This is a genomic window from Pseudogulbenkiania subflava DSM 22618 (assembly GCF_900177275.1).
In the GTDB taxonomy this organism is placed as follows: Bacteria; Pseudomonadota; Gammaproteobacteria; order Burkholderiales; family Chromobacteriaceae; genus Pseudogulbenkiania; species Pseudogulbenkiania subflava.
This window is the reverse complement of sequence record NZ_FXAG01000034.1, coordinates 1-19785: the sequence shown is the minus strand read 5'-3', so window position 1 is coordinate 19785 and position 19785 is coordinate 1. Positions and strand designations below refer to the sequence as shown.

The following is a 19785-nucleotide window of genomic DNA, read 5'->3' as shown; positions in this document are numbered from 1 at the left end:
TCCTAGAACATGAAGGCGGTCAGCACGAAATCCAGCGCCAGGATCACCAGGGCGGAGGTGACCACGGTGCGCGTGGTGGCCGAGGAGACGCCGGCCGCGGTCGGCGTGGCGTCGTAGCCTTCGAAAACGGCAATCAGGGTGACAGCGATGCCGAAGAACAGGCTCTTGATCAGGCCGTTGATGACATCGTTGTGCAGGTCGACCGAGTTTTGCATCTGCGACCAGAAAGTGCCTTCGTCGAGTCCGATCAGCTGCACGCCGACGAAATAGCCGCCGAAGATGCCGGTGACGTTGAACAGCGCAGCCAGCACTGGCATCGAGATCACGCCGGCCCAGAAGCGCGGCGCCACCACGCGGGCGATCGGGTTGACCGCCATCACGCTCATGGCGTCGAGCTGTTCGGTGGCCTTCATCAGACCGATTTCGGCGGTCATCGCGCTGCCTGAGCGGCTGGCGAACAGCAGCGCCGCCAGCACCGGGCCCAGTTCGCGCAGCAGCGACAGCGCCACCAGCGCGCCCAGCGCGTCGGCCGAGCCGAAGCGCGACAGCGTGTTGTAGCCCTGCAGGCCCAGCACCATGCCGACGAACAGGCCGGAGACCACGATGATGATCAGCGACAGCACGCCGGCGAAGTACACCTCGCGGATGGTCAGGTTGAGGCGGCGGAAGCTCTGCCCGGATTGCAGCAGGATCGCAGCCAGGAAGCGGCTGGCGAAACCGAGTCGCCAGATGGCGTTGATGGTGACGTGGCCAAGGTGGCGCAGCGGGGCGGTGAGGGTTTCAAACATGGCGGACTCCGCTCAGGCCCAGGTCGTCGGCCAGGCTGCGCTGGGCCGGGTAGGCGAAATGCACCGGGCCGTCGGCCTCGCCGTGCACGAACTGGTGTACCCACGGCGAATCGGAGGCGCGCACCTGGTCCGGCGTGCCCTCGGCGACGATGCTGCCGTTGGCGACGAAGTAGACGTGGTCGACGATCTCCAGCGATTTGTGCACGTCGTGGGTGACCATCACCGCGCTGGTGCCGAGCGCGTCGTTGAGTTTCTTGATCAGGAGCGCGATGACGCCGAGCGAGATCGGGTCGAGCCCGGTGAAGGGTTCGTCGTAGAGCATGATTTCGGGGTCGAGCGCGATGGCGCGGGCCAGGGCGACGCGGCGCGCCATGCCGCCGGACAGCTCGGCCGGCATCAGTGCCTGGGTGCCGCGCAGACCGACGGCGTTGAGCTTCATCGTCACCAGGTCGGCGATCATCGATTCCGGCAGCTGGGTGTGCTCGCGCAGCGGGAACGCCACGTTGTCGTGCACCGACAGGTCGGTGAACAGGGCGCCGAACTGGAACAGCATGCCCATGCGGCGGCGGTGGGCGTGGAGCTCGCGCGCGTTCATGGTGGCGACGTTCTGGCCGTCGACCAGCACTTCGCCGCGCTGGGCGCGGTATTGGCCGGAGATCAGGCGCAGCAGCGTGGTTTTGCCGCTGCCGCTGCCGCCCATGATGGCGACCAGCTTGCCGCGCGGAATGCGCAGATTGATGTCTTTCAGGACCGGTCGGTCGTTGTAGCCGAAGCTGACCTGCCTGAATTCGATGAATGAATCGTCTTGGGACACGGAGGTTCCGGTTGCGTCTTTATCAGGAAGCAAGAGCGTATGGGCCCTTATCGGGCGATTGATGGATTTTATCCTGTTGTGCTGGGCGCGCCAAATCCGACAGGTGGAACAGTCTGTTCTGTTGCGATGCACACAACGGTTTCGGGGTTCTCGGGTGCCCCCGGGAAACAAAACAGCCCGGCGAAACCGGGCTGTCTGTCAGGTGCGGTCCGGCTCAGACGCCGCGCAGCAGATCGTTGATGCTGGTCTTGCTGCGGGTCTGCGCGTCCACCTTCTTGACGATCACGGCGCAGTACAGGCTGTGGCTGCCGTCCTTGGAGGGCAGGTTGCCGGACACCACCACCGAGCCCGGCGGAATGCGGCCGTAGCTGACTTCGCCGGTTTCGCGGTCGTAGATCTTGGTGGACTGGCCGATGTAGACGCCCATCGAGATCACCGAGCCTTCGCCGACGATGACGCCTTCGACCACTTCGGAACGGGCGCCGATGAAGCAGTTGTCTTCGATGATGGTCGGGTTGGCCTGCAGCGGTTCGAGCACGCCGCCGATGCCGACGCCGCCGGACAGGTGCACGTTCTTGCCGATCTGGGCGCAGGAGCCGACGGTGGCCCAGGTGTCGACCATGGTGCCTTCATCGACGTAGGCGCCGATGTTGACGTAGGACGGCATCAGCACGGTGTTCTTGGCGATGAACGAGCCCTTGCGCGCCACGGCGCCCGGCACCACGCGGAAGCCGGCCTGCTGGAAGCGCTCCTGGTTCCAGTCGTGGAACTTGGTGTCGACCTTGTCGAAGTAGCGCGACACGCCGTCGTCCAGCACGGCGTTGTCGCGGATGCGGAACGACAGCAGCACGGCCTTCTTCACCCACTGGTTGACGACCCAGTCGCCGTCGGTCTTCTCGGCGACGCGCAGGCGGCCGGCGTCCAGTTCGTCGATGACCTGGCCGATGGCGGCCTTCAGTTCGGCCGAGACGGTGGCCGGGGTGATCTCGGCGCGCTTTTCGAACGCCTCTTCGATCAGGGTCTGGATCGGGTGCATGTGGTTCAGTCCTTGTGCAAGATGGATGGTGGTCATTGTAGTGGTTTCCGGTTCAGGCGTGGCGTCGGGCAAAGCGGACCAGGCGCTCGGCGGCCTCGACGCAGTCGGCCAGCGGCGCCACCAGGGCGATGCGGATGTAGCCGGCGCCGGGATTGACGCCGTGGGCGTCGCGCGCCAGCAGCGAGCCGGGCAGCACGGTGACGTGTTCCTCGGCGAACAGGGCACGGGCGAAGGCCTGATCGTCGCCGCCGGGCACGTGTGCCCACAGGTAGAAGCTGGCATCCGGCAGGCTGACAGCGAAGGCTTCGGCCAACTTGGCGTGAACCGCCGCGAACTTGGCGCCATACGCCGCGCGGTTGGCCTCGACGTGCTGCTCGTCGTTCCAGGCGGCGATGCTGGCGGCCTGGATGGTCGGGCTCATGGCGCCGCCGTGATAGGTGCGGTAGAGCAGGAAGCTTTCCAGTAGCGCGGCGTCGCCGGCGACGAAGCCGGAGCGCAGGCCGGGCGCGTTGGAGCGCTTGGACAGGCTGGTGAACATCACCAGGCGGCTAAAGTCGCGGCCCAGCTCTTTGGCGGCCTGCAGCCCGCCCAGCGGCGGCTGGCCGAAGTGGATTTCCGAATAGCATTCGTCCGAGGCGATGACGAAGCCGTAGCGATCGGACAGGGCGAACAGCGCTCGCCAGTCTTCCAGGCTCATCACCGCGCCGGTGGGGTTGCCAGGGCTGCACACGAAGACCAGCTGGGTGCGCTGCCATACCGCCTCGGGCACCGCCGCCCAGTCGGGCTGGAAGCGGTTCTCGGCGAGGCAGTTGACGTAGTACGGCTCGGCGCCGGCCAACAGCGCCGCGCCTTCGTAGATCTGGTAGAACGGGTTGGGCGAGATCACCACCGGCTTCTGTGCGCCGGAGGCATCGATCACGGTCTGCACGAAGGCGAACAGCGCCTCGCGGCTGCCGTTCACCGGCAGCACCTCGCGCAGCGGGTCGAGCGTCAGGCCGTAGCGGCGTTCGGCCCAGGCGGCGCAGGCGGCGCGCAGCGCGTCCGAGCCGAGCGTGGCGGGGTAGCTGGCCAGCCCGTCGAGCGCGTCGACCAGGGCCTGTTTCACCACGCCCGGGGTCGGGTGCTTGGGCTCGCCGATCGACAGGTTGACGTGGGACAGCCCCGCCGGCGGCGTCACGCCCGCCAGCAGCGACCGCAGCCGCTGGAAGGGATAGGGCTGCAGAAGAGCAAGATTCGGATTCACTTTGGGGGCTCCCGGCGCGACGACAAAGCGGCCATTTTAATGGAGATCGGTGCGGTTGGTGCAAAACAAACGCCGCTGCCGGGGCGGCGGCTTGGCGTGGCGGGCAGGTTTCGCGATCATGGTTCCATGTTTCAATAATTGAAAAAATATGGAATCGAATCAGGTAGTCACCATGCTGTCGGCGCTGGCGCAGGAGTCACGTCTGGCGATCTTCCGGCTGCTGGTCGAGGCCGGCCCCGCCGGCCGTTCCGCCGGACAGGTGGCGGAAGTGCTGGCGATTGCGCCGGCGACGCTGTCGTTCCACCTCAAGGAGCTGGCGCGCGCCGGGCTGATCGAGGGCCGTCAGGACGGGCGCTACGTGATCTATTCGGCGTGTTTCGCCGAGATGACGGCGCTGATCGCCTACCTCAGCGAAAACTGCTGCCGCGCCTCGGTGGCGGCCGACGCGGCCTCGTGTGGTACGCCGCCGTCGCCTGGCGAGACGGCCTGCTCCGCTTCCGCACCGCAGGAGGTCCGGCTGATCGCGCGCAAGAACATCGAAGCCATCGTTTCACGGGAACGGAAGAAACCGTGACGGACACGGCCGGCAACGGGCTGACCCGCACGCGGCGCAGCGCGTTCCTGGCGACCATCCGGGTCAGGGGCGCGGCAAGGGGCAGGGCGCCGGCTGCCGGCCTGCCTGATGAAGTCCGCGGCGTTGCCGGCGCCGACAGCATGACAAAAGCCGGACCCCATCATGGGGTCCGGCTTTTTTGCGGGCTTCGGTCAACCCCGCTTCAGTAGTGCGGCGGAATCTCGTGCCCGCCCGGGACGTCGTTGCCCGGCTGGTTGCTGCGCAGTTGCTGGTACAGCACGCGGATCTGCTCCTGCAGCAGATCGATCTGTTGCTGCTGGCGCGTCACGGTGAGGTTGAGCGCGTCGAGCAGGTCATCCTGGAAGGCCACTTTGACTTCGAGGTCGGTGAGGCGGGAATCGTCCATGCGGTGTCCTTGGGGGGCGACGGGGAGGGAGTGCGAGTTTACCGCACTCGCGCCGTGATCCGCTCATTCCTCACCGGCCGTTTCCCTCGCGCCGTCGGCGTGCCGCGTCACGCCTTCGGTGTCGGCGAACTGGCGCCGCATCGCGGCGATCACGGTGTCGCGCAGGTAGCGGTGCAGCGGGTGGCGGTCGTTGCGGCGGTGCCAGACCAGGCCGATGGTAATGCGCGCCTCGCCCGGCAACGGCGCGCAGGCCAGGTCCGGGGTGGTGCTGAACAGGCCGCGATAGATCGCCGGCTGGATCGACATTAGCGGCGCCTGGGCGACGATGTGGCTGATCGCCATCAGGCTGGCCGACAGCACCAGCACGCGGCGTTCCAGGCCGTGCGCCGCGAACAGGTGGTCGACCACCCCGGCGGCGGTGCCGCGGTAGCTGCTGACGACGTGGTCGCAGGAGGCCAGGTCGGCGAGCGTGGCGGGCTCCGGCAGCGGCAGCTGGCGCCGCGAGTGCACGCTGACGAAGTCGGATTCGAACAGCCGCAGCCGGCTGTGCCAGTCGCGCAGCGCCAGCGGCGCAGCGGCGATCAGGAGGTCCACCTCGTCGTGGTCGAGCGCGGTCAGCTGCTGGTCCGTCTCCAGCAGTTGCGAGCGCAGCCGCACGCCGGGCGCTTCGCGGCGCAGCGTGGCGATCAGCGCCGGGTAGAGCAGCGCCTCCATGCCGTCCGGCGCCGCCAGGCGGAAGGTGGCGTGCGCCGCGGCCGGGTCGAAGGCGTCGGCGCGGAACAGGAACTGCTGCGCCTGTTCCAGCCAGGCGCGTACCTGCGGCGCCAGTTCGCGGGCGCGCGGGGTGGGCTCCATCCGGCTGCCGCTGCGCACGAACAGCGGGTCGTCCAGCAGCTGGCGCAGCCGGGCCAGCGCATGGCTCATCGCCGGCTGGCCGAGAAAGAGGCGGGCGGCGGCGCGGCTGACGTGGCGCTCCTGCATCAGCGCGTCGAACGCCACTAGCAGGTTGAGGTCGAGGCGGCGCAGCGCGTCGTGACTGAAATCGACTTGGTTCATGATCTGTATGCCGTTAATCGATTTCCATGATAGTACGGCCGCTGCCGATAATGGGGTTTTGCCTCGCCGTTGCTGGTGCCGCCATGCCGCCTGCCTCCCTCATCGCCCCCCGTTACTCGTTGCACCATGTCGCCATCGCCGTGATCGTGCTGCTGGAATACCTGCAGAGCGTGATGGTGGCGTTCGGCTCGGCCGCCATCCGTCACGGCGTGCAGGCCTCGCCGCAGCAGTTCAGCCTGGCCGCCGCCGGCTACGCGGCGGTGGCGGTACTGATGATCCTGAGCCACCGCTGGTGGGTGCAGCGGCTGGGCTACCGCACCCTGCTGCGGCTGTCGCTGTGGGTGTTCGGCGCCGGCGCCGTGCTGTGCGCGCTGTCGCCCAACGCCGGCGGCTTCATCGCCGCGCGCATGGTGCAGGCGCTGGGCGGAGCGGCGTTCTTCACCGCGTCGCGGGTGCAGATACTGCATCACCAGGGGCCGGCGCGTCTGCCGGCGCTGCTGTTCCTGCCGCTCGGCATCATGCTGGGCTCCGGCCTGGCGCCGATTCTGGCCGGAGCGCTGCTGGCCGCCTTCGACTGGCGCGCGCTGTTCTGGGCGATGCTGCCGCTGGTGTGGCTGGTGGATCGGGTGGTGCGCCATGCCGTGCCGGAGCACGAGCCGGTGGAGAACGAGCGGCCGGACCAGGCGCATCCGTGGGGCATGCTGCTGCTGGTGGGTGGGGTGTTCCTGCTGCAGTTCGTGCTGGAGCGCGCCCGTTTCGAGTCGTGGACGCGCGCTCCGCTGCTGTGGGGCGCGGGGCTGCTGGCCCTGACGCTACTGGCGTTGCACTGGCGGCACGAGTGGCACCGCCCCACGCCGCTGGTTCCCTACCGTCATTTCACCAGCGAGCGTTACCTGTGGGGCATGGCAGTGTACGGCTTCGGCTACCTGGTGGTGTCGTCGTGCAGCTACGTGTTGCCGCTGTTCCTGGCCGAGGGGCTCGGGCTGAGCCTGGCGCAATGCGGCTGGCTGCTGGGGCTGACCGGGCTCGCCGCCATGCCGTTCGCCGTGCTGCATCTGAAGCTGATGCTGCGCTGGCCCCATCTGCGCCGTTTCCTGCTCGTCGGCACCTTGCTGCTGGCGGCCTTCGCCGGGCTGATGGCGCGGCAGCAGCCGGCGGCGACGGGGTGGCCGCTGTGGCTGGCGGTGTTCCTGCTCAACGGGGTGTTCATGCCGTTCCTGCTCGGCACCGCGGCAGCCAGCACCTTCAGCCAGGTGGAAGAGCGGGTGTTCAGCCACGCCTACCAGGTCAAGAACGCGATGCGCGAGGTGGCCAACGCCGTCGGCCTGCTGCTGGGCACCGGGCTGCTGCAGCAGCGCAGCGCACTGCACGCCGCACGCGAGCCGGAGCTGGCATCCGGCCAGCTGGTGTTGCTGGCCGGGCAGGATTTCTTCTGGGCGCTGCTGCTGGTGGCGCTGGCGGTGGGGTTGCTGTTGCAGCTGCAGCGGCGCTTCGTGTAGCGTCCGGCCATCGCGCCCATGAGCCTGCCGTGCAGCGGGGCCGGCTTACGCCCCCAACTGGGCTGCGAACTGTTCCGGAATCGCCGGACGGCCACGCTCGTTGATGGCGGTGCCGATGATTAGCCCTTCCAGCACCACCTTCTGGTCCGCCTGGCGGATCACCTGCTGGCGGAAGCCGAAGCGCACCTTGGAGACCGGCTCGAACGCCACCGTCACCGTGAACTGGTCGCCGCTGGTCAGCGACGCCTTGTAATCCAGCTCGGAGCGCACCACCACCAGGTTGATGTTCTGGCGCGCCAGTTCGGCGAAGTCGATACCCTTGTCCAGCAGAAACTCGTGGCGGGCGTGCTCCAGATAGTTGAAGTACACCCCGTTGTTCACGATGCCCTGCATATCGCATTCGTAATCGCGCACCTTGAATTCAACGGCAAAAACAGACATCGGCTAGCTCCAGATCGGGGTTGGACAGGTGGCCGGCACACGGCTGCCGGCGCGTTGGCGGGCAGGCTGGTCGGCGTGGGCCATGGGGCGGGGAGTGTAACGCATGTGGGCGCCGCCCGGGGGGCTCTACGTGGGGTGGCGGCCGCCTACGCCTGCGGCCGCAGCGCCTTGATGACGTAGAGGTCGAAGCGGGTGGATTTGCCTTCCAGCACCGCCGACGGCTTCACGCCTTCGATCGCCGGGCCGCGTTGCGGCCGCTTCACCACCACTCGTACCGTGGCGGCGGCGATGGCGGCCGCCAGCAGCGCGGCGCTGTCGAGGTCGTCGCCGATCACCTGCTGGAACGCCTGCATGCCTTTCTTGGCGGCGGCGCTCTTCTTGTCGGTGTCGGGGAACATCGGGTCGACGAACACCACCTGCGGCCGTTCCGCCTCGGGCCGTTCGGCCTGCGCCGCCAGCCACTGGATGGCGTCGGCGTGCACCAGCGTCATGCGCCGCGCGATGTCCATGGTGTCGAGGTCGACGCTGGCGCGCTCCAGCGCATCGAACAGCAAGGCTGCGGCCACCGGCGAGCGCTCCAGCAGCGTCACTTCGCAGCCCAGGCTGGCCAGCACGAAGCTGTCGCCGCCGAGGCCGGCGGTGGCGTCGACCACGCGCGGCAATTCCTTGGCGCCCTTCAAGCCGATCGCCTTGGCCACCGGCTGGCCGCGCCCGCCGCCTTGTTCGCGCCGATGCCTGGCCGCGCCCTCGACGAACTCGGCGTACACCGCACCGTGCTTGCCGTTGGTGCGCAGCTCCAGCCGCTCCGGCCCCAGTTCCAGCCAGTAGCCCTCGGTCGGTTGCTGTCGCACCAGCGGCAGCGCGAAGCGCTCGGCAAGACGATGGGCGGTGTCGCGGCGCGCCGGTTCGGCGCAGTACAGCGGGGTGGGGCTCATGGACGGTTTCCGGGGAACGACGCGGCGAAGATACGGCAAGGAGCGATCAGCGGCAACCGCGTGGCCTTAGCGTTTTCATGCCAAAAACATAAAATGGCGCAATGCTCCCAATCGCTGCCTTCTGCGCCGGCATCGCGCTGTGTGCCTTTCTCCCTGAACTGCCCGACGCTCGCTGGCTATGGCCGACGTTGGCGGGGGCCGTCGTGCTCGCCTGGCGGCTCGACGGCAGCCGCCGTCAGATCGCGCTGTGGCTGGTGTGCGCCCTGGCCGGGCTCGGCTACGCCGGCTGGCGTGCCGAACTCAGGTTGGCTGAAGCGCTGGCGCCGCAGTGGGAAGGGCGGCCGGTGGAATTCGTCGCCGTGGTGCGCGGCCTGCCCGACCCGGGCGACTACGGCGTGCGGCTGAACGCCGAGGTGGAACAGGTGCTGACGCCGGACGCGAGTCTGCCGTCCCGGGTGCAGCTGAGCGATTTCCGCGGCGGCGACTGGCCGGCCGGCAGCCGCTGGCGGCTCACGGCACGTTTCAAGGCGCGCCACGGCACGGCCAACCCGTTCGGTTTCGACGGCGAGGCGTGGATGTGGTCGGAAGGGCTGCTGGCCAGCGGCTCGATCGGCAAGGGCGCGGTCAGGCTGGAAGACGCTCAGGATGCGCTGGCGCGCATCGACCGCCTGCGCGCCGCCGTGCAGGCCCGCATCCGGCAGGTGCTGGGCGACACGCGCGAGGCGGCGTTGATCGGCGCGCTCACCGTCGGCGCGCAGCAGGCCATCGCGCGCGCGGAGTGGCAGCGCTTTTCGCGCACCGGCCTGACCCACCTGGTCTCGATCTCCGGCCTGCACATCACCATGGTCGCCGGGCTGGCCGCGGCGCTGGCGGCCGGCTGGCTGCGTCTTCGGCCAACCTTGCGCGTGCCGCCGCGGCTGGTGATCGCCGCCGTCACCGTGCTGGCGGCGCTGGCCTACGCGCTGTTGGCCGGTTTCTCGGTGCCGACCCAGCGCACCCTGTTCATGCTCGCCTGCGCGGCCTGCCTGCTGGCCTCGCGCCGCGCCTACACGCCGTTCCAGGTGTGGTGGCTGGCGCTGGCCGTGGTGCTGCTGATCGATCCTTTCTCGGTGCTGGCGCCGGGGCTGTGGCTGTCGTTCGGGCTGGTGGCGGCGCTGATGGCCGCGACGCTGGCACGCCGTCGCCCGCCCGGCAAGCTGCGTGCGGCGCTGGCCGGGCAGTGGGCGGCACTGGTGATGTCGCTGCTGCCGCTGGCGCTGTTTTTCGGCAGCCTGCCGCTGGTGTCGCCGCTCGCCAACGCCGTGGCCATTCCCTACATCTCGGCCTTGCTGACCCCGCTGGCGCTGCTGGCGGTGGCGCTGCCGTTCGACGCCTTGCTGTTCCTGGCCGCCAAGTTGGCCGAAGGCTTCTTCTGGGCGGTGGATCGGCTCGCGCTGCTGCCGTCGTGGTCTCTCCCCGGCCTGCCGTGGCCGCTGCTTGTGCTGGGTGCGCTCGGCTCCTTGTGGCTGATCGCGCCGCGCGGCGTGCCGTTGCGGGGTTTCGGCGCGCTGCTGCTGGCCCCGGCGCTGCTCTACAGCCCGCCGCGGCCAGAGGAGGGGACGCTGCGGGTACAGGTGTTCGACGTCGGACAGGGGTTGTCGGTCCTGCTGCAGACCGCGCGCCACGACCTGCTGTACGACACCGGGCCGGGGCAGGCCGAGCGCGTGCTGCTGCCGCAGCTGGCCGGCCTCGGCGTGCGGCGTCTCGACGCCCTGATGCTATCGCACCACGACAACGATCACGACGGTGCCGCGGCGGGCCTGTTGGCCGCCGTGCCGGTGACGCGGGTCTGGGCGGGGCAGTCCGCGTCGCTGGCCGGGCTGCGCGACGATGCCGTGCCCTGCGCGCCAGGGCAGAGCTGGGTCTGGGACGAGATTCGCTTCGATGTGCTGTGGCCGCCGGCCGGGCTGGCGGAGGAGGACAACGCCCACAGTTGCGTGCTGCGCGTGGCGACCCTGACCCGGGCGGTGTTGCTGACCGGCGATATCGGCCTGCGCGAAGAGGACGACTTGGTGGCGCGCTACGGCCGGGCACTGGCCAGCGACGTGCTGCTGGCATCGCATCACGGCAGCCGCGGTGCCTCCGGGGAGGCGCTGCTGCAGGCGGTGGCGCCGCACTGGGGCGTGTTCAGCGCGGGCTATCGCAACCGCTACCGCCATCCGCACCCGCAGACGCTGGCGCGCTACCGGGCACAGGGGGCCGAGGTGCTGCGCACCGACCGGCTCGGGGCGCTGCAAATCGAACTGGGGAAAACACTCGCCCTCGGCGCGTTCCGGCGCCAGGCGCCGCGCTACTGGAGGGTGCGTGCGGAGGCCGGGGACGACGAGGTCACAGCCGCAGCCGGGCGATGACCTGGCTGCCGTCGCCGCAGTATTCGAGCTGGTCGAACGAACTCAATTTGGCCAGCAGGATACCGCGGCCGTGCGGGCGCAGCAGCGCTGTCGGGCCAGCGTTGAGGATGGCCTGCCAGTCGAAGCCCCGGCCCTGGTCGGAGACGGTGAAGGTGATGTCCTCGGCGCTGCGGCGAAAGCGCACGCTGACCTGACGCTGGGCGTAGGCCGGGTCGGACAGCCGGGTCTGCAGCGCGCTGTCCCAGCTCTCCTCGGCCAGCAGGCGCTGCTTGTCCTGGAAGCCGAACCCCAGGTTGCCGTGCTCGACGGCGTTGGCGATCAGCTCGTAGAGGCCGCTGGCGACCCGTTCCGGCACCGGGCAGGCGCGCGCCAGCAACGCCGTCACGGCGTGCGCCTCCTGCAGTGTGCGCAGGGTGAATTCGGCCTCCTGCAGCATCATCATGGTGCCCTCCTGGTGCAGGCCCATTTCGCGGAAATAGAGCTGGCGGTCCCAGTGGCTGACTGCTGCCTTGACTACCGCCAGCAGCATGTCGCGCGAGAACGGCTTGCTGAGGAAGAAGAAGGCGCCGGCGCTCATGCCCTGCTGGATGCTGCCGGGCGAACCGAAGGCGGACTGGATGATCACCGGCAGGCTTTCCATGTCCGGACTTTCCTTGATGCGGGCCAGCAGCTCCATGCCGTTCAGGCCGGGCATCATCTTGTCCAGCAGCACGGCGCAGAAGCGTTCATGCTCGGCTTCGAGGCGGGCCCAGGCCTCCTCGCCGCTGTCGGCCTGTACCGTCTTGTAACCGTCGCTTTCCAGCAGTTCGCTCATCAGTTCGAGACTGAACGGCTCGTCGTCAACCAAGAGTAGCGTGTGTTCCATCATGCTCCGTTCCGAGTGGGGCGGGCCTGGGCCAGCGTGGCAGGATGAAGCGGAAAATGGCGCCGCCGCCATCGGCGTTCCCGGCGCTGATCTCGCCGTCGTGGGCGAGTACGATTTCGCGGCAAATGGACAGGCCGAGCCCGCTGCCGCCGGCGCCGGTCTTGGTGGCGCTGCCCTGCACGAATTTGTCGAAGATCGGTTCCAGTTCGTCGTCGGCAATGCCCGGCCCCTGGTCGCTCACCGCCACCTCGACCCAGTCGATACCGTTGGCGTCGGCGAGGGGGGCGACATGCACCGTGATGACGCCGCCTGACGGGCTGACCTTGATGGCATTGGCGAGCAGGTTGCGCATCACCTGGCCAATGCGCAGCGGGTCGAATACCGCCGGCAGCGTCAGGCTGTCCGCTTTCAGTATAATGTCGATGCCATTTTTTGCTGCCATCGGCAGCATCTCATCCCGTGCCTCGTACACGCAGCGCAGCAGGTCCTGCTGCATCATCTGGAATTCCATCCGCTTCACTTCCATCTTGGCCAGGTCCAGCAGGTCGTTCAGCAGCGTCAGCAGGCGCTTGCCGCTGCGGTGGATGCGCTCGAAATAGTGCTGCTGCTTGGGGGCGTTGTCACTGGCGCTGCGTCGCTCTCCCATTTCGGCAAAGCCCAGGATGGCGTGCAGCGGGGTGCGCAGTTCGTGGGACATATTGGCCAGGAATTCGGTCTTGGCGCGGCTGGTGTCCTCGGCCAGGGTCTTGGCCTCGCGCAAGGCGGCCTCGGTGGCGCGCTGCGCCGAGATGTCCTGATAGATCCACACCGAGCCCAGCCCAGGCAGGGCCGGATCGAGTGCCTTGCCGTAGACCTGGCACCACAGGGTGCCGCCGTCGCCGTCGCGCAGGCGCAGGTCCTGCTGGCATACCTGCCCCTCCGTCAGCACCCCGTACAGCAGACGCACCAGCCGCTGCCACTGCTCGACAGACTCGAAGATCTGCGTGGTCGGCTGCTCCACGACGTCGCCGGCGGGCAGCCGGAACAGCTCCAGGAAGGCGCGGTTGACCTGCTTGAAGCGGTGGTCGGCGACGTAGGCCATGGCGAGCGGGCTGGCGTCCAGCAGCGCGGCGAGCTGCTGGCGCTGCTGTTCCACCTGGCCCTCCAGGGTGTTCTTCAGCGCCAGCAAGGCCGCCTCCTGCTCCTTGCGCTGCCGGATGTTGCGGCAGACCAGCAGAAAGCAGGTGTCGTCGGGCTGGTCGACCTGGCTCAGCGTCAGTTCTACCGGCAGGCGGCTGCCATCTTCGCACCGCAGCTGCGCCTCGAACGGCGCGCCGGCGTGCTCGGCGGCGATCTGGTCGAACGGCCGGTGGCGCGCCGGGTCGACCCAGTCGGGGAACAGGCTCGCCAGCGGCTGATGAGGCAGGCACTCGTCGTGCCGCCCGGTCAGCCGCACCGCCGCGGCGTTGGCGGCGCGCACCGTGCCGTCGCGCTCCAGTAGCAGGATGGCGTCGGAGCTGGCTTCCAGAATGGCGCGCTGGCGCGCCTCGCTGTCTGCCAGCGCCTGCTCGGCGCTGCGGTGTTCGTCCAGCTGGCGGTGCAGCGAACGGTTACTTTCCATCAGCTGGTCATGCTTGACCAGCAGGGCGTGGCGGAACTGCAGGTTGCTGTGGCCGAGGTGATAGAGGTAGACCAGCAGGCACAAGGCCCCGGCCGCCGACAGCATCAGCACCAGCAGATCGTGGTCCTGCAGCACCAGTGCCGGGGGGCTCAGGGCGAACACCGCATACTGCAGCGTCATGCCGCCCAGGGTGAGGGTACGCGCCTGCAGCGGGGCGGAGGCCGGCAGGGGATGGCCGGGGTGGCTGTCGAGGAAGGGCGTGTCGGGCTGCTGCGCCTGCCAGGCGACCAGCCGCAGCTGGCTGACGGGGGCGGTTCCGTCCGTCAGCGGTGAACTCAGCAGCACCGATGGGTTGAGTCGCAGCAGCAGCACGCGCGACTGCTGCGGCAGCGGGCTGACGATGTCCAGCCGCGGCGGTGATCCCAACGGGGCATCCGTCACGTGCAGTCGCGGGCGCTGCGTGTTGAGTGCGCTCTCGAAGGTCGGCATCCAGTCGGCGCGGGCACCCAGATCGACGCCGATGCGTTGCTGGCTGTCCGGCGCGCCGGACAGCAACAGCCGCACGTAGTAGAACGGGCGGGGCGGGGCAGGGGGCTGGTAGCCGCCGGCGCGGTCGCGGATGGGCTGACCGAGCCGCGCCTCCAGCGCCGGGCGCTGAGCCGCAGTGATGCGCTCCACCAGCGCCACCTCGGTATAGCCGGCGTCCTGCTGGCGCAGCGTCCCCAGCCACTCGTCGAGTCCGGCCGGGGAAATCTCATGGTTTACCTGCAGCGCCAGCAGGCGGGCGTGGTCGAGCCGGGTCTGCAACTGCCAGGTCAGGGCCTGCAGCCAGACCCGGCCGCTGGCCTGGTCGTGCTCCAGCTGCTGCTGGCGCCGGCTGTCGGCCAGCAGCCAGGCTTCGCCGCAAAGCAGCAGCATCAGCAGCAGGCCGGTAAGGAGGACAAGGCGGGGCGGGGTGATCCGGCGCATGTCCGTCGCCCTGGGTCAGCGTGAATTCAGATGCTGGTAGAGCCGTTCGAATTCCTGCGACACCTTGTGGCGGGCGTCGAAGAACACCATCGGCTGGGCTGCCTGATGCGATTCGCGAATCTTTACCGAGGCCGACAGCGGCGCGTCCAGAACGGGCAGGCCTTCCTGTTTCAACTCGGCGACCAGCCGCACCGGCAGGCTGGCGCGCGGCTGGAACTGGTTCACCACGATGCCCTCGATGTGCAGCTCGGGATTGTGGTCGGCGCGGATTTCGTCGGTGTTGCCCATCAGGTTGTACAGCGCCTGGCGCGAAAAGGCATCGCAGTCGAACGGGATCAGGCAGCGGTCGGCGGCGATCAGCGCCGAGCGGGTGTAGAAGTTCAGGGCGGGCGGGGTGTCGATCCAGATCTCGTCGTAGTCGGCGGCGAGCTGGTCGAGCGCCTCCTTCAGCTTGAACATCTTGTAGCGCGACTCCAGCTTGCCCATCAGCTCGGCGAGTTCCGGGTGCGAGGGCATCAGCGACAGGCCGTCGAACGGTGTCGGCACCACGAACTCCTGCGGCGTCTTGCCGAACAGGCTGATGTTGAGCATCTGCTGGAAGAAGTCGGCCAGCGTCGGCGCGCCGTCGGCCGCCGTGCCACCCAGCAGGTAGTGGCTGGCATTGCCTTGCGGATCGAGGTCGATCACCAGCACGCGGCGACCGGCACGGGCCGCCACGGCGGCGAGGTTGACGGCGATGGTGGATTTGCCCACCCCGCCTTTCTGGTTGAAGACGACACGGCGTATGGCGCCCATGGCTAATCCTTGTTGGGAGCCGGGCGGGTGCGCCGTCGGCCGCTCAGAGGGGCTGAGCGCCACCGCAAACGAACAGCATTTGCTGGTAGCTGGCCGAATTCTGCACCACCGGCATCGGTTTTATCTGGCTGTCATTATAGAGGTAGCTGGCGACGAGACGGCTGTTTTCGTCGAACAGGGTGACACTGGTCAGACGGAAGGTCCGGCTCGCACAGTCGATCTGCCAGGTATTGATCGAATACTTGTGGCGCGGCGTCGACAGGAAGTTTTCCTTCTTCATGTTGAAGATGGTCTTCTTGTCGCGGAAGGTTACCACGGAACCCTGACGGCGCAGCGACAGCTTGTCGATCTCGTTCAGGATATTGCCGTTGGGCGAGACGCCGAGGTTGTGCCAGTCGGCGTTGGCTTGCTGCGGCGCGCTCGGCGTCGGCTGCGGGCGCAGCTGGGCCGGCTTGCGCGGGGGCGCGGAAGGGGTGCTGGCGCAGGCGGTCAGCAGGGCGGCCGTCACGGTCAGCAGGGACACACGGTAAAACATGGGGAACCTCCGGATACACCTCGGCAGTGTCGCACAGCGCGCGCGCTTCGGCCAACCGGCGACGCAGGCGGGAACTTTGCCGCCGGGGCTGCGTCTCATCTCCGGCATTAGCATTTCCTCTGCATTGTGATATTGCCCCTTCAAGGCCACGTCCCCGGTGGCCTTCTTTTTTGCCCGTCCGGCGCGCGACGCGGCCCGGAGCATGCCGTACAATGGCGCCTTCTTCCGATTCTTGCCCCTCATGCCGGACGCCCACGCCCTACTCCAGACCGTTTTCGGCTACCCCGCCTTCCGTGGCGAGCAGGCCGAGATCGTCGCCCACGTCGGCGGCGGCGGTAACGCGCTGGTGCTGATGCCCACCGGCGGCGGCAAGTCGCTGTGTTACCAGATTCCGGCGCTGCTGCGCGCGGGCGTCGCCATCGTGGTGTCGCCGCTGATCGCGCTGATGCAGGATCAGGTGGCGACGCTGTCCGAACTCGGGGTGGCCGCGGCCTGCCTCAACTCCGCCACCGCGCCGGACGAAGCGCGCGATATTACGCGCCAGGCGCGTGCCGGCACGCTCGACCTGCTCTACGTCGCGCCCGAGCGGCTGCTGACGCCGCGTTTCCTGGACTTCCTGAACGATCTGAACATCGCGCTGTTCGCCATCGACGAGGCGCACTGCGTCAGCCACTGGGGGCACGACTTCCGTCCCGAATACCAGCAGCTCGGCATCCTGGCCGAACGCTTTCCGACGGTGCCGCGCATCGCGCTGACCGCCACCGCCGACGAGCAGACCCGCGCCGACATCCTGCACTACCTGAGGTTGGCCGAAGCCCGCGTGTTCCTGTCGAGCTTCGACCGACCCAACCTGTTCTACCAGGTGGTGGAAAAGCACAACGCCAAGAAGCAGCTGCTGTCCTTTATCCAGCAGGACTACCCCGGCGCCTCCGGCATCGTCTATTGCCTGTCGCGCAAGCGCGTCGAAGACACCGCGCAATGGCTGGTCGAAAACGGCATCCGCGCGCTGCCGTACCACGCCGGGCTCGGCCACGAGGTGCGCGACCGCCACCAGCGCGAATTCCTGCGCGAGGATGGCGTGGTGATGGTCGCCACTGTCGCCTTCGGCATGGGCATCGACAAGCCCGACGTGCGCTTCGTCGCCCACATCGACCTGCCCAAGAGCCCGGAAAACTTCTACCAGGAATCCGGCCGCGCCGGCCGCGACGGCCTGCCCGCCGCCAGCTGGCTGTGCTACGGCCTCAACGACATGGTGCAGCTGACGCAGATGATCGAAGGCTCGGAGATGGCCGCGCTGCAAAAGCAGGTCGAACTGTCCAAGCTCGACGCCATGCTCGCCTTCTGCGAAACCGCCGCCTGCCGCCGCCAGCACATCCTGGCCCACTTCAGCGAACAGAGCGCCCCCTGCGGTCACTGTGACAACTGCCTCGCCCCGCCGATCACTTTCGACGCCACGCTGCCGGTGCAGAAACTGCTGTCGTGCATCTACCGCGTCGAGCAGCGCTTCGCCGCCAGCCACGTCATCGACGTGCTGCTCGGGCGCGCCAACCAGAGCGTTACCGCCTTCGGCCACGACAAGCTTTCCACCTTCAGCATCGGGCGCGAGCTCAACCAGCGTGGCTGGCGCTCGATCATCCGTCAGCTGGTGGCCAAGAAGTTGCTGCAGGTCGACATTGCGCGCGGCCAGTCGCTGGTGTTCGGCGACGGCTGCCGCGCCATCCTCAAGGGCGAGCAGAAGATCTACCTGCGCCCGCCCGCCGACGACAAGAAGAGCCGCAGCGCCAACACCGACCGCTGGCTGCGCACCGAGCGCGAGGAGCGGCTGTGGCAGATGCTGCGACGCTGGCGCAAAAGCATGGCCGACGAGCACAACGTGCCGGCCTACGCCGTGTTCTCCGACAAGACGCTGCGCGAACTGGTGGAGAAGCGTCCCGCCAACCGCGCCGAGATCGGCCGCGTCTACGGTCTGGGCGAACTCAAGCTGGCACGTTACGGCGACGCGCTACTCGACATCCTCAACGAAGCATCGCAGAGCGACGACTGATTCCAGTACACTTGACCTCTGCCTTTCTGGCCACTGTCTTTACCATCCGGAGAACCCAACATGCCCGTCAACCTGAACCCCGTTAAGCCCGAACAGCTCGCCGCCATCGCCGGCGTCGAACTCGGCGTGGCCGAAGCCGGCATCAAGAAGGCCGACCGCAAGGACGTGCTGGTGATCCGCCTCGACAAGGGCAACACCGTCGCCGGCGTATTCACGCAGAACCGTTTCTGCGCTGCCCCGGTGCAGATCAGCAAGGCCCACCTCGACGCCGGCGTGCAAATCCGCGCGCTGGTGATCAACACCGGCAACGCCAATGCCGGTACCGGCGAAGACGGCCGCCAACGTGCGCTCGCCGTCTGCCAGGCGCTGGCCTCCGAACTCGATTGCGCCGTGGAGCAGATCCTGCCGTTCTCCACCGGCGTCATCCTCGAACCGCTGCCGGCCGACAAGATCATCGCCGCGCTGCCCAAGCGCCGCAGCGCCAACTGGGCCGAGGCCGCCGAAGCGATCATGACCACCGACACCGCGCCCAAGGCCACCAGCCGCACGCTGAATATCGACGGCCACAAGGTCGCCATCACCGGCATCTCCAAGGGCGCCGGCATGATCCACCCCAATATGGCCACCATGCTGGGCTTCATCGCCACCGACGCCGCCATCACCCGGCCGATGATCAACCAACTGGTCAAGGAAGTCGCCGACCTCACCTTCAACTGCATCTCGATCGACGGCGACACCTCCACCAACGACAGCTTCATGCTGATCTCCACCGGCAAGAGCGGCGCGCCGCTGATCGACTCGCCCCACCAGCCGGCCTACGCCCAGCTCAAGGCCGCACTGCTCGACGTTGCCACCGAACTGGCCCAGGCCATCGTGCGCGACGGCGAGGGCGCCACCAAGTTCATCACCGTCAAGGTCGAAGGCGGCCGCTCCGTCGCCGAATGCAAGGCCGTCGCCTACGCCATCGCCAAGTCGCCGCTGGTCAAGACCGCCTTCTTCGCCTCCGACCCCAACCTCGGCCGTCTGCTGTGCGCAGTCGGCTACGCCGGCGTCAACGACCTCGATGTCGACCGCATGTCGCTCTATCTCGACGACGTGCTGGTGGCCTGCAACGGAGGGCGCAATCCGGATTACAAGGAAGAAGACGGCCAGCGCGTGATGCAGCAGTCCGAGATCGGCGTGCGTGTCGAGCTCAACCGCGGCCAGGCCAGCGCCACCGTATGGACCTGCGACTTCTCCTACGACTACGTGCGCATCAACGCCGACTACCGTAGCTGAACGCGAACCAAGGTTGGCCGAAGCCTGGCCAACCCGCCAGAAATGGCATTCACCCTGAAAAAGCCGGCGAAATTGCCGGCTTTTTGCATTTTCGGCGCGGAGCCGCTGGGCCGGAAGCGACGTAGCGGGCGGGGGAGCGGGGTGGGTTGCCAAAAATGTCCATCGGGTAAGTTGTTTTTATTCAGACGCTTGCATGCTGATTTTTGCCGGGCGGCGCATTTTTTGCGGTTTTTCTGCAAAAAGGCGTTGACGGGGGTGGGGGTCGGGGCGTATAGTTCGCCTCCTCAGCTGACGACGCAAACGAAACAAGCCAGTCAGCACCGCTCTTTAACAGACAGAATAACCGATAGGTGTGAGTGCTCGGCAAAGCCGACACTTGCACTGCAAGACAGGAAGTATCTCGATATTTCTTTGATCTTGCGTGCCAAAAATTGCTATGAGATTGAACTGAAGAGTTTGATCCTGGCTCAGATTGAACGCTGGCGGCATGCTTTACACATGCAAGTCGAACGGTAAC

17 protein-coding genes and 1 rRNA gene are annotated in these 19785 nt (G+C 67.8%); 6 read left to right on the top strand and 12 right to left on the bottom strand.

Annotated features, from left to right (window positions below; genetic code table 11):
• Positions 1 to 2: 2 nt before the first annotated feature.
• The 4 genes from mlaE to dapC all read right to left on the bottom strand — a co-directional run bounded on the left by mlaE (position 3) and on the right by dapC (position 3881).
• A complete protein-coding gene (gene mlaE / locus B9N72_RS19955; RefSeq protein WP_085277921.1) occupies positions 3 to 788 on the bottom strand; it encodes a lipid asymmetry maintenance ABC transporter permease subunit MlaE in 786 nt (261 codons plus the stop codon).
• The gene (locus tag B9N72_RS19950) at positions 781 to 1602 is read right to left on the bottom strand and encodes an ABC transporter ATP-binding protein (RefSeq protein ID WP_085277920.1); all 822 of its coding nucleotides are present in this window, start codon (positions 1600 to 1602) and stop codon (positions 781 to 783) included. Before B9N72_RS19950 ends, mlaE begins: the two co-directional genes overlap by 8 nt.
• A 214-nt stretch (positions 1603 to 1816) precedes the next feature.
• The gene (gene dapD, locus B9N72_RS19945; protein ID WP_200811091.1) at positions 1817 to 2638 is read right to left on the bottom strand and encodes a 2,3,4,5-tetrahydropyridine-2,6-dicarboxylate N-succinyltransferase; all 822 of its coding nucleotides are present in this window, start codon (positions 2636 to 2638) and stop codon (positions 1817 to 1819) included.
• 52 nt (positions 2639 to 2690) lie between these two features.
• Positions 2691 to 3881, bottom strand: a complete 1191-nt coding sequence (dapC, locus tag B9N72_RS19940) for a succinyldiaminopimelate transaminase (RefSeq protein WP_085277918.1) — start codon at positions 3879 to 3881, stop codon at positions 2691 to 2693.
• 148 nt (positions 3882 to 4029) lie between these two features.
• On the opposite strand from dapC, the gene B9N72_RS21825 reads away from it, so the two are divergent.
• Positions 4030 to 4455: an ArsR/SmtB family transcription factor gene (locus B9N72_RS21825; protein ID WP_085277917.1), complete on the top strand. Its 426-nt coding sequence runs from the start codon at positions 4030 to 4032 to the stop codon at positions 4453 to 4455.
• A gap of 202 nt (positions 4456 to 4657) precedes the next feature.
• Here the strand turns inward: B9N72_RS21825 and B9N72_RS19930 are convergent, their stop codons facing one another.
• The gene (locus B9N72_RS19930) at positions 4658 to 4861 is read right to left on the bottom strand and encodes a SlyX family protein (RefSeq protein WP_085277916.1); all 204 of its coding nucleotides are present in this window, start codon (positions 4859 to 4861) and stop codon (positions 4658 to 4660) included.
• A gap of 63 nt (positions 4862 to 4924) precedes the next feature.
• Complete coding sequence (locus tag B9N72_RS19925; protein WP_085277915.1) at positions 4925 to 5917, bottom strand: LysR family transcriptional regulator; 993 nt, start codon at positions 5915 to 5917, stop codon at positions 4925 to 4927.
• An 83-nt stretch (positions 5918 to 6000) separates the two neighbouring features.
• Between B9N72_RS19925 and B9N72_RS19920 the strand changes: the two genes are divergently transcribed.
• Positions 6001 to 7416: an MFS transporter gene (locus tag B9N72_RS19920; RefSeq protein ID WP_085277932.1), complete on the top strand. Its 1416-nt coding sequence runs from the start codon at positions 6001 to 6003 to the stop codon at positions 7414 to 7416.
• A 45-nt stretch (positions 7417 to 7461) separates the two neighbouring features.
• Here B9N72_RS19920 and B9N72_RS19915 read toward each other — a convergent pair whose 3' ends face one another.
• Positions 7462 to 7857 (bottom strand): acyl-CoA thioesterase, encoded by a 396-nt coding sequence (locus B9N72_RS19915; RefSeq protein ID WP_085277914.1) that lies wholly within the window; start codon positions 7855 to 7857, stop codon positions 7462 to 7464.
• A gap of 146 nt (positions 7858 to 8003) precedes the next feature.
• Positions 8004 to 8792: a class I SAM-dependent methyltransferase gene (locus tag B9N72_RS19910; RefSeq protein WP_085277913.1), complete on the bottom strand. Its 789-nt coding sequence runs from the start codon at positions 8790 to 8792 to the stop codon at positions 8004 to 8006.
• A 101-nt stretch (positions 8793 to 8893) separates the two neighbouring features.
• On the opposite strand from B9N72_RS19910, the gene B9N72_RS19905 reads away from it, so the two are divergent.
• On the top strand, positions 8894 to 11182 hold the full coding sequence (locus B9N72_RS19905) for a DNA internalization-related competence protein ComEC/Rec2 (protein ID WP_085277912.1): 2289 nt from the start codon (positions 8894 to 8896) through the stop codon (positions 11180 to 11182).
• Here the strand turns inward: B9N72_RS19905 and B9N72_RS19900 are convergent.
• The 4 genes from B9N72_RS19900 to B9N72_RS19885 are packed head-to-tail and all read right to left on the bottom strand — an operon-like array spanning position 11160 to position 15946.
• A complete protein-coding gene (locus B9N72_RS19900) occupies positions 11160 to 12050 on the bottom strand; it encodes a response regulator (protein ID WP_085277911.1) in 891 nt (296 codons plus the stop codon). The two genes, B9N72_RS19905 and B9N72_RS19900, sit on opposite strands and share 23 nt — an antisense overlap.
• A complete protein-coding gene (locus tag B9N72_RS19895; RefSeq protein WP_085277910.1) occupies positions 12022 to 14616 on the bottom strand; it encodes a sensor histidine kinase in 2595 nt (864 codons plus the stop codon). The genes B9N72_RS19900 and B9N72_RS19895 overlap by 29 nt, the downstream gene beginning before the upstream one ends.
• A 15-nt stretch (positions 14617 to 14631) precedes the next feature.
• Positions 14632 to 15411 carry a ParA family protein gene (locus tag B9N72_RS19890; protein ID WP_085277909.1) on the bottom strand — a complete coding sequence of 260 codons (780 nt, stop codon included), beginning with the start codon at positions 15409 to 15411 and terminating at the stop codon, positions 14632 to 14634.
• Between the two features lie 43 nt (positions 15412 to 15454).
• Positions 15455 to 15946, bottom strand: coding sequence for a surface-adhesin E family protein (locus B9N72_RS19885; protein WP_085277908.1), 492 nt, complete (start codon positions 15944 to 15946; stop codon positions 15455 to 15457).
• A 241-nt stretch (positions 15947 to 16187) separates the two neighbouring features.
• Here B9N72_RS19885 and recQ point away from each other — a divergent pair, with 241 nt between their 5' ends.
• The 3 genes from recQ to B9N72_RS19870 form a co-directional block, all read left to right on the top strand.
• On the top strand, positions 16188 to 17990 hold the full coding sequence (gene recQ, locus B9N72_RS19880; protein WP_085277931.1) for a DNA helicase RecQ: 1803 nt from the start codon (positions 16188 to 16190) through the stop codon (positions 17988 to 17990).
• A 60-nt stretch (positions 17991 to 18050) separates the two neighbouring features.
• Entirely contained in the window at positions 18051 to 19268 is a 1218-nt protein-coding gene (gene argJ / locus B9N72_RS19875) for a bifunctional glutamate N-acetyltransferase/amino-acid acetyltransferase ArgJ (RefSeq protein WP_085277907.1), read from the top strand.
• A 444-nt stretch (positions 19269 to 19712) separates the two neighbouring features.
• Positions 19713 to 19785 (top strand): 16S ribosomal RNA (locus B9N72_RS19870); the annotation flags it as partial.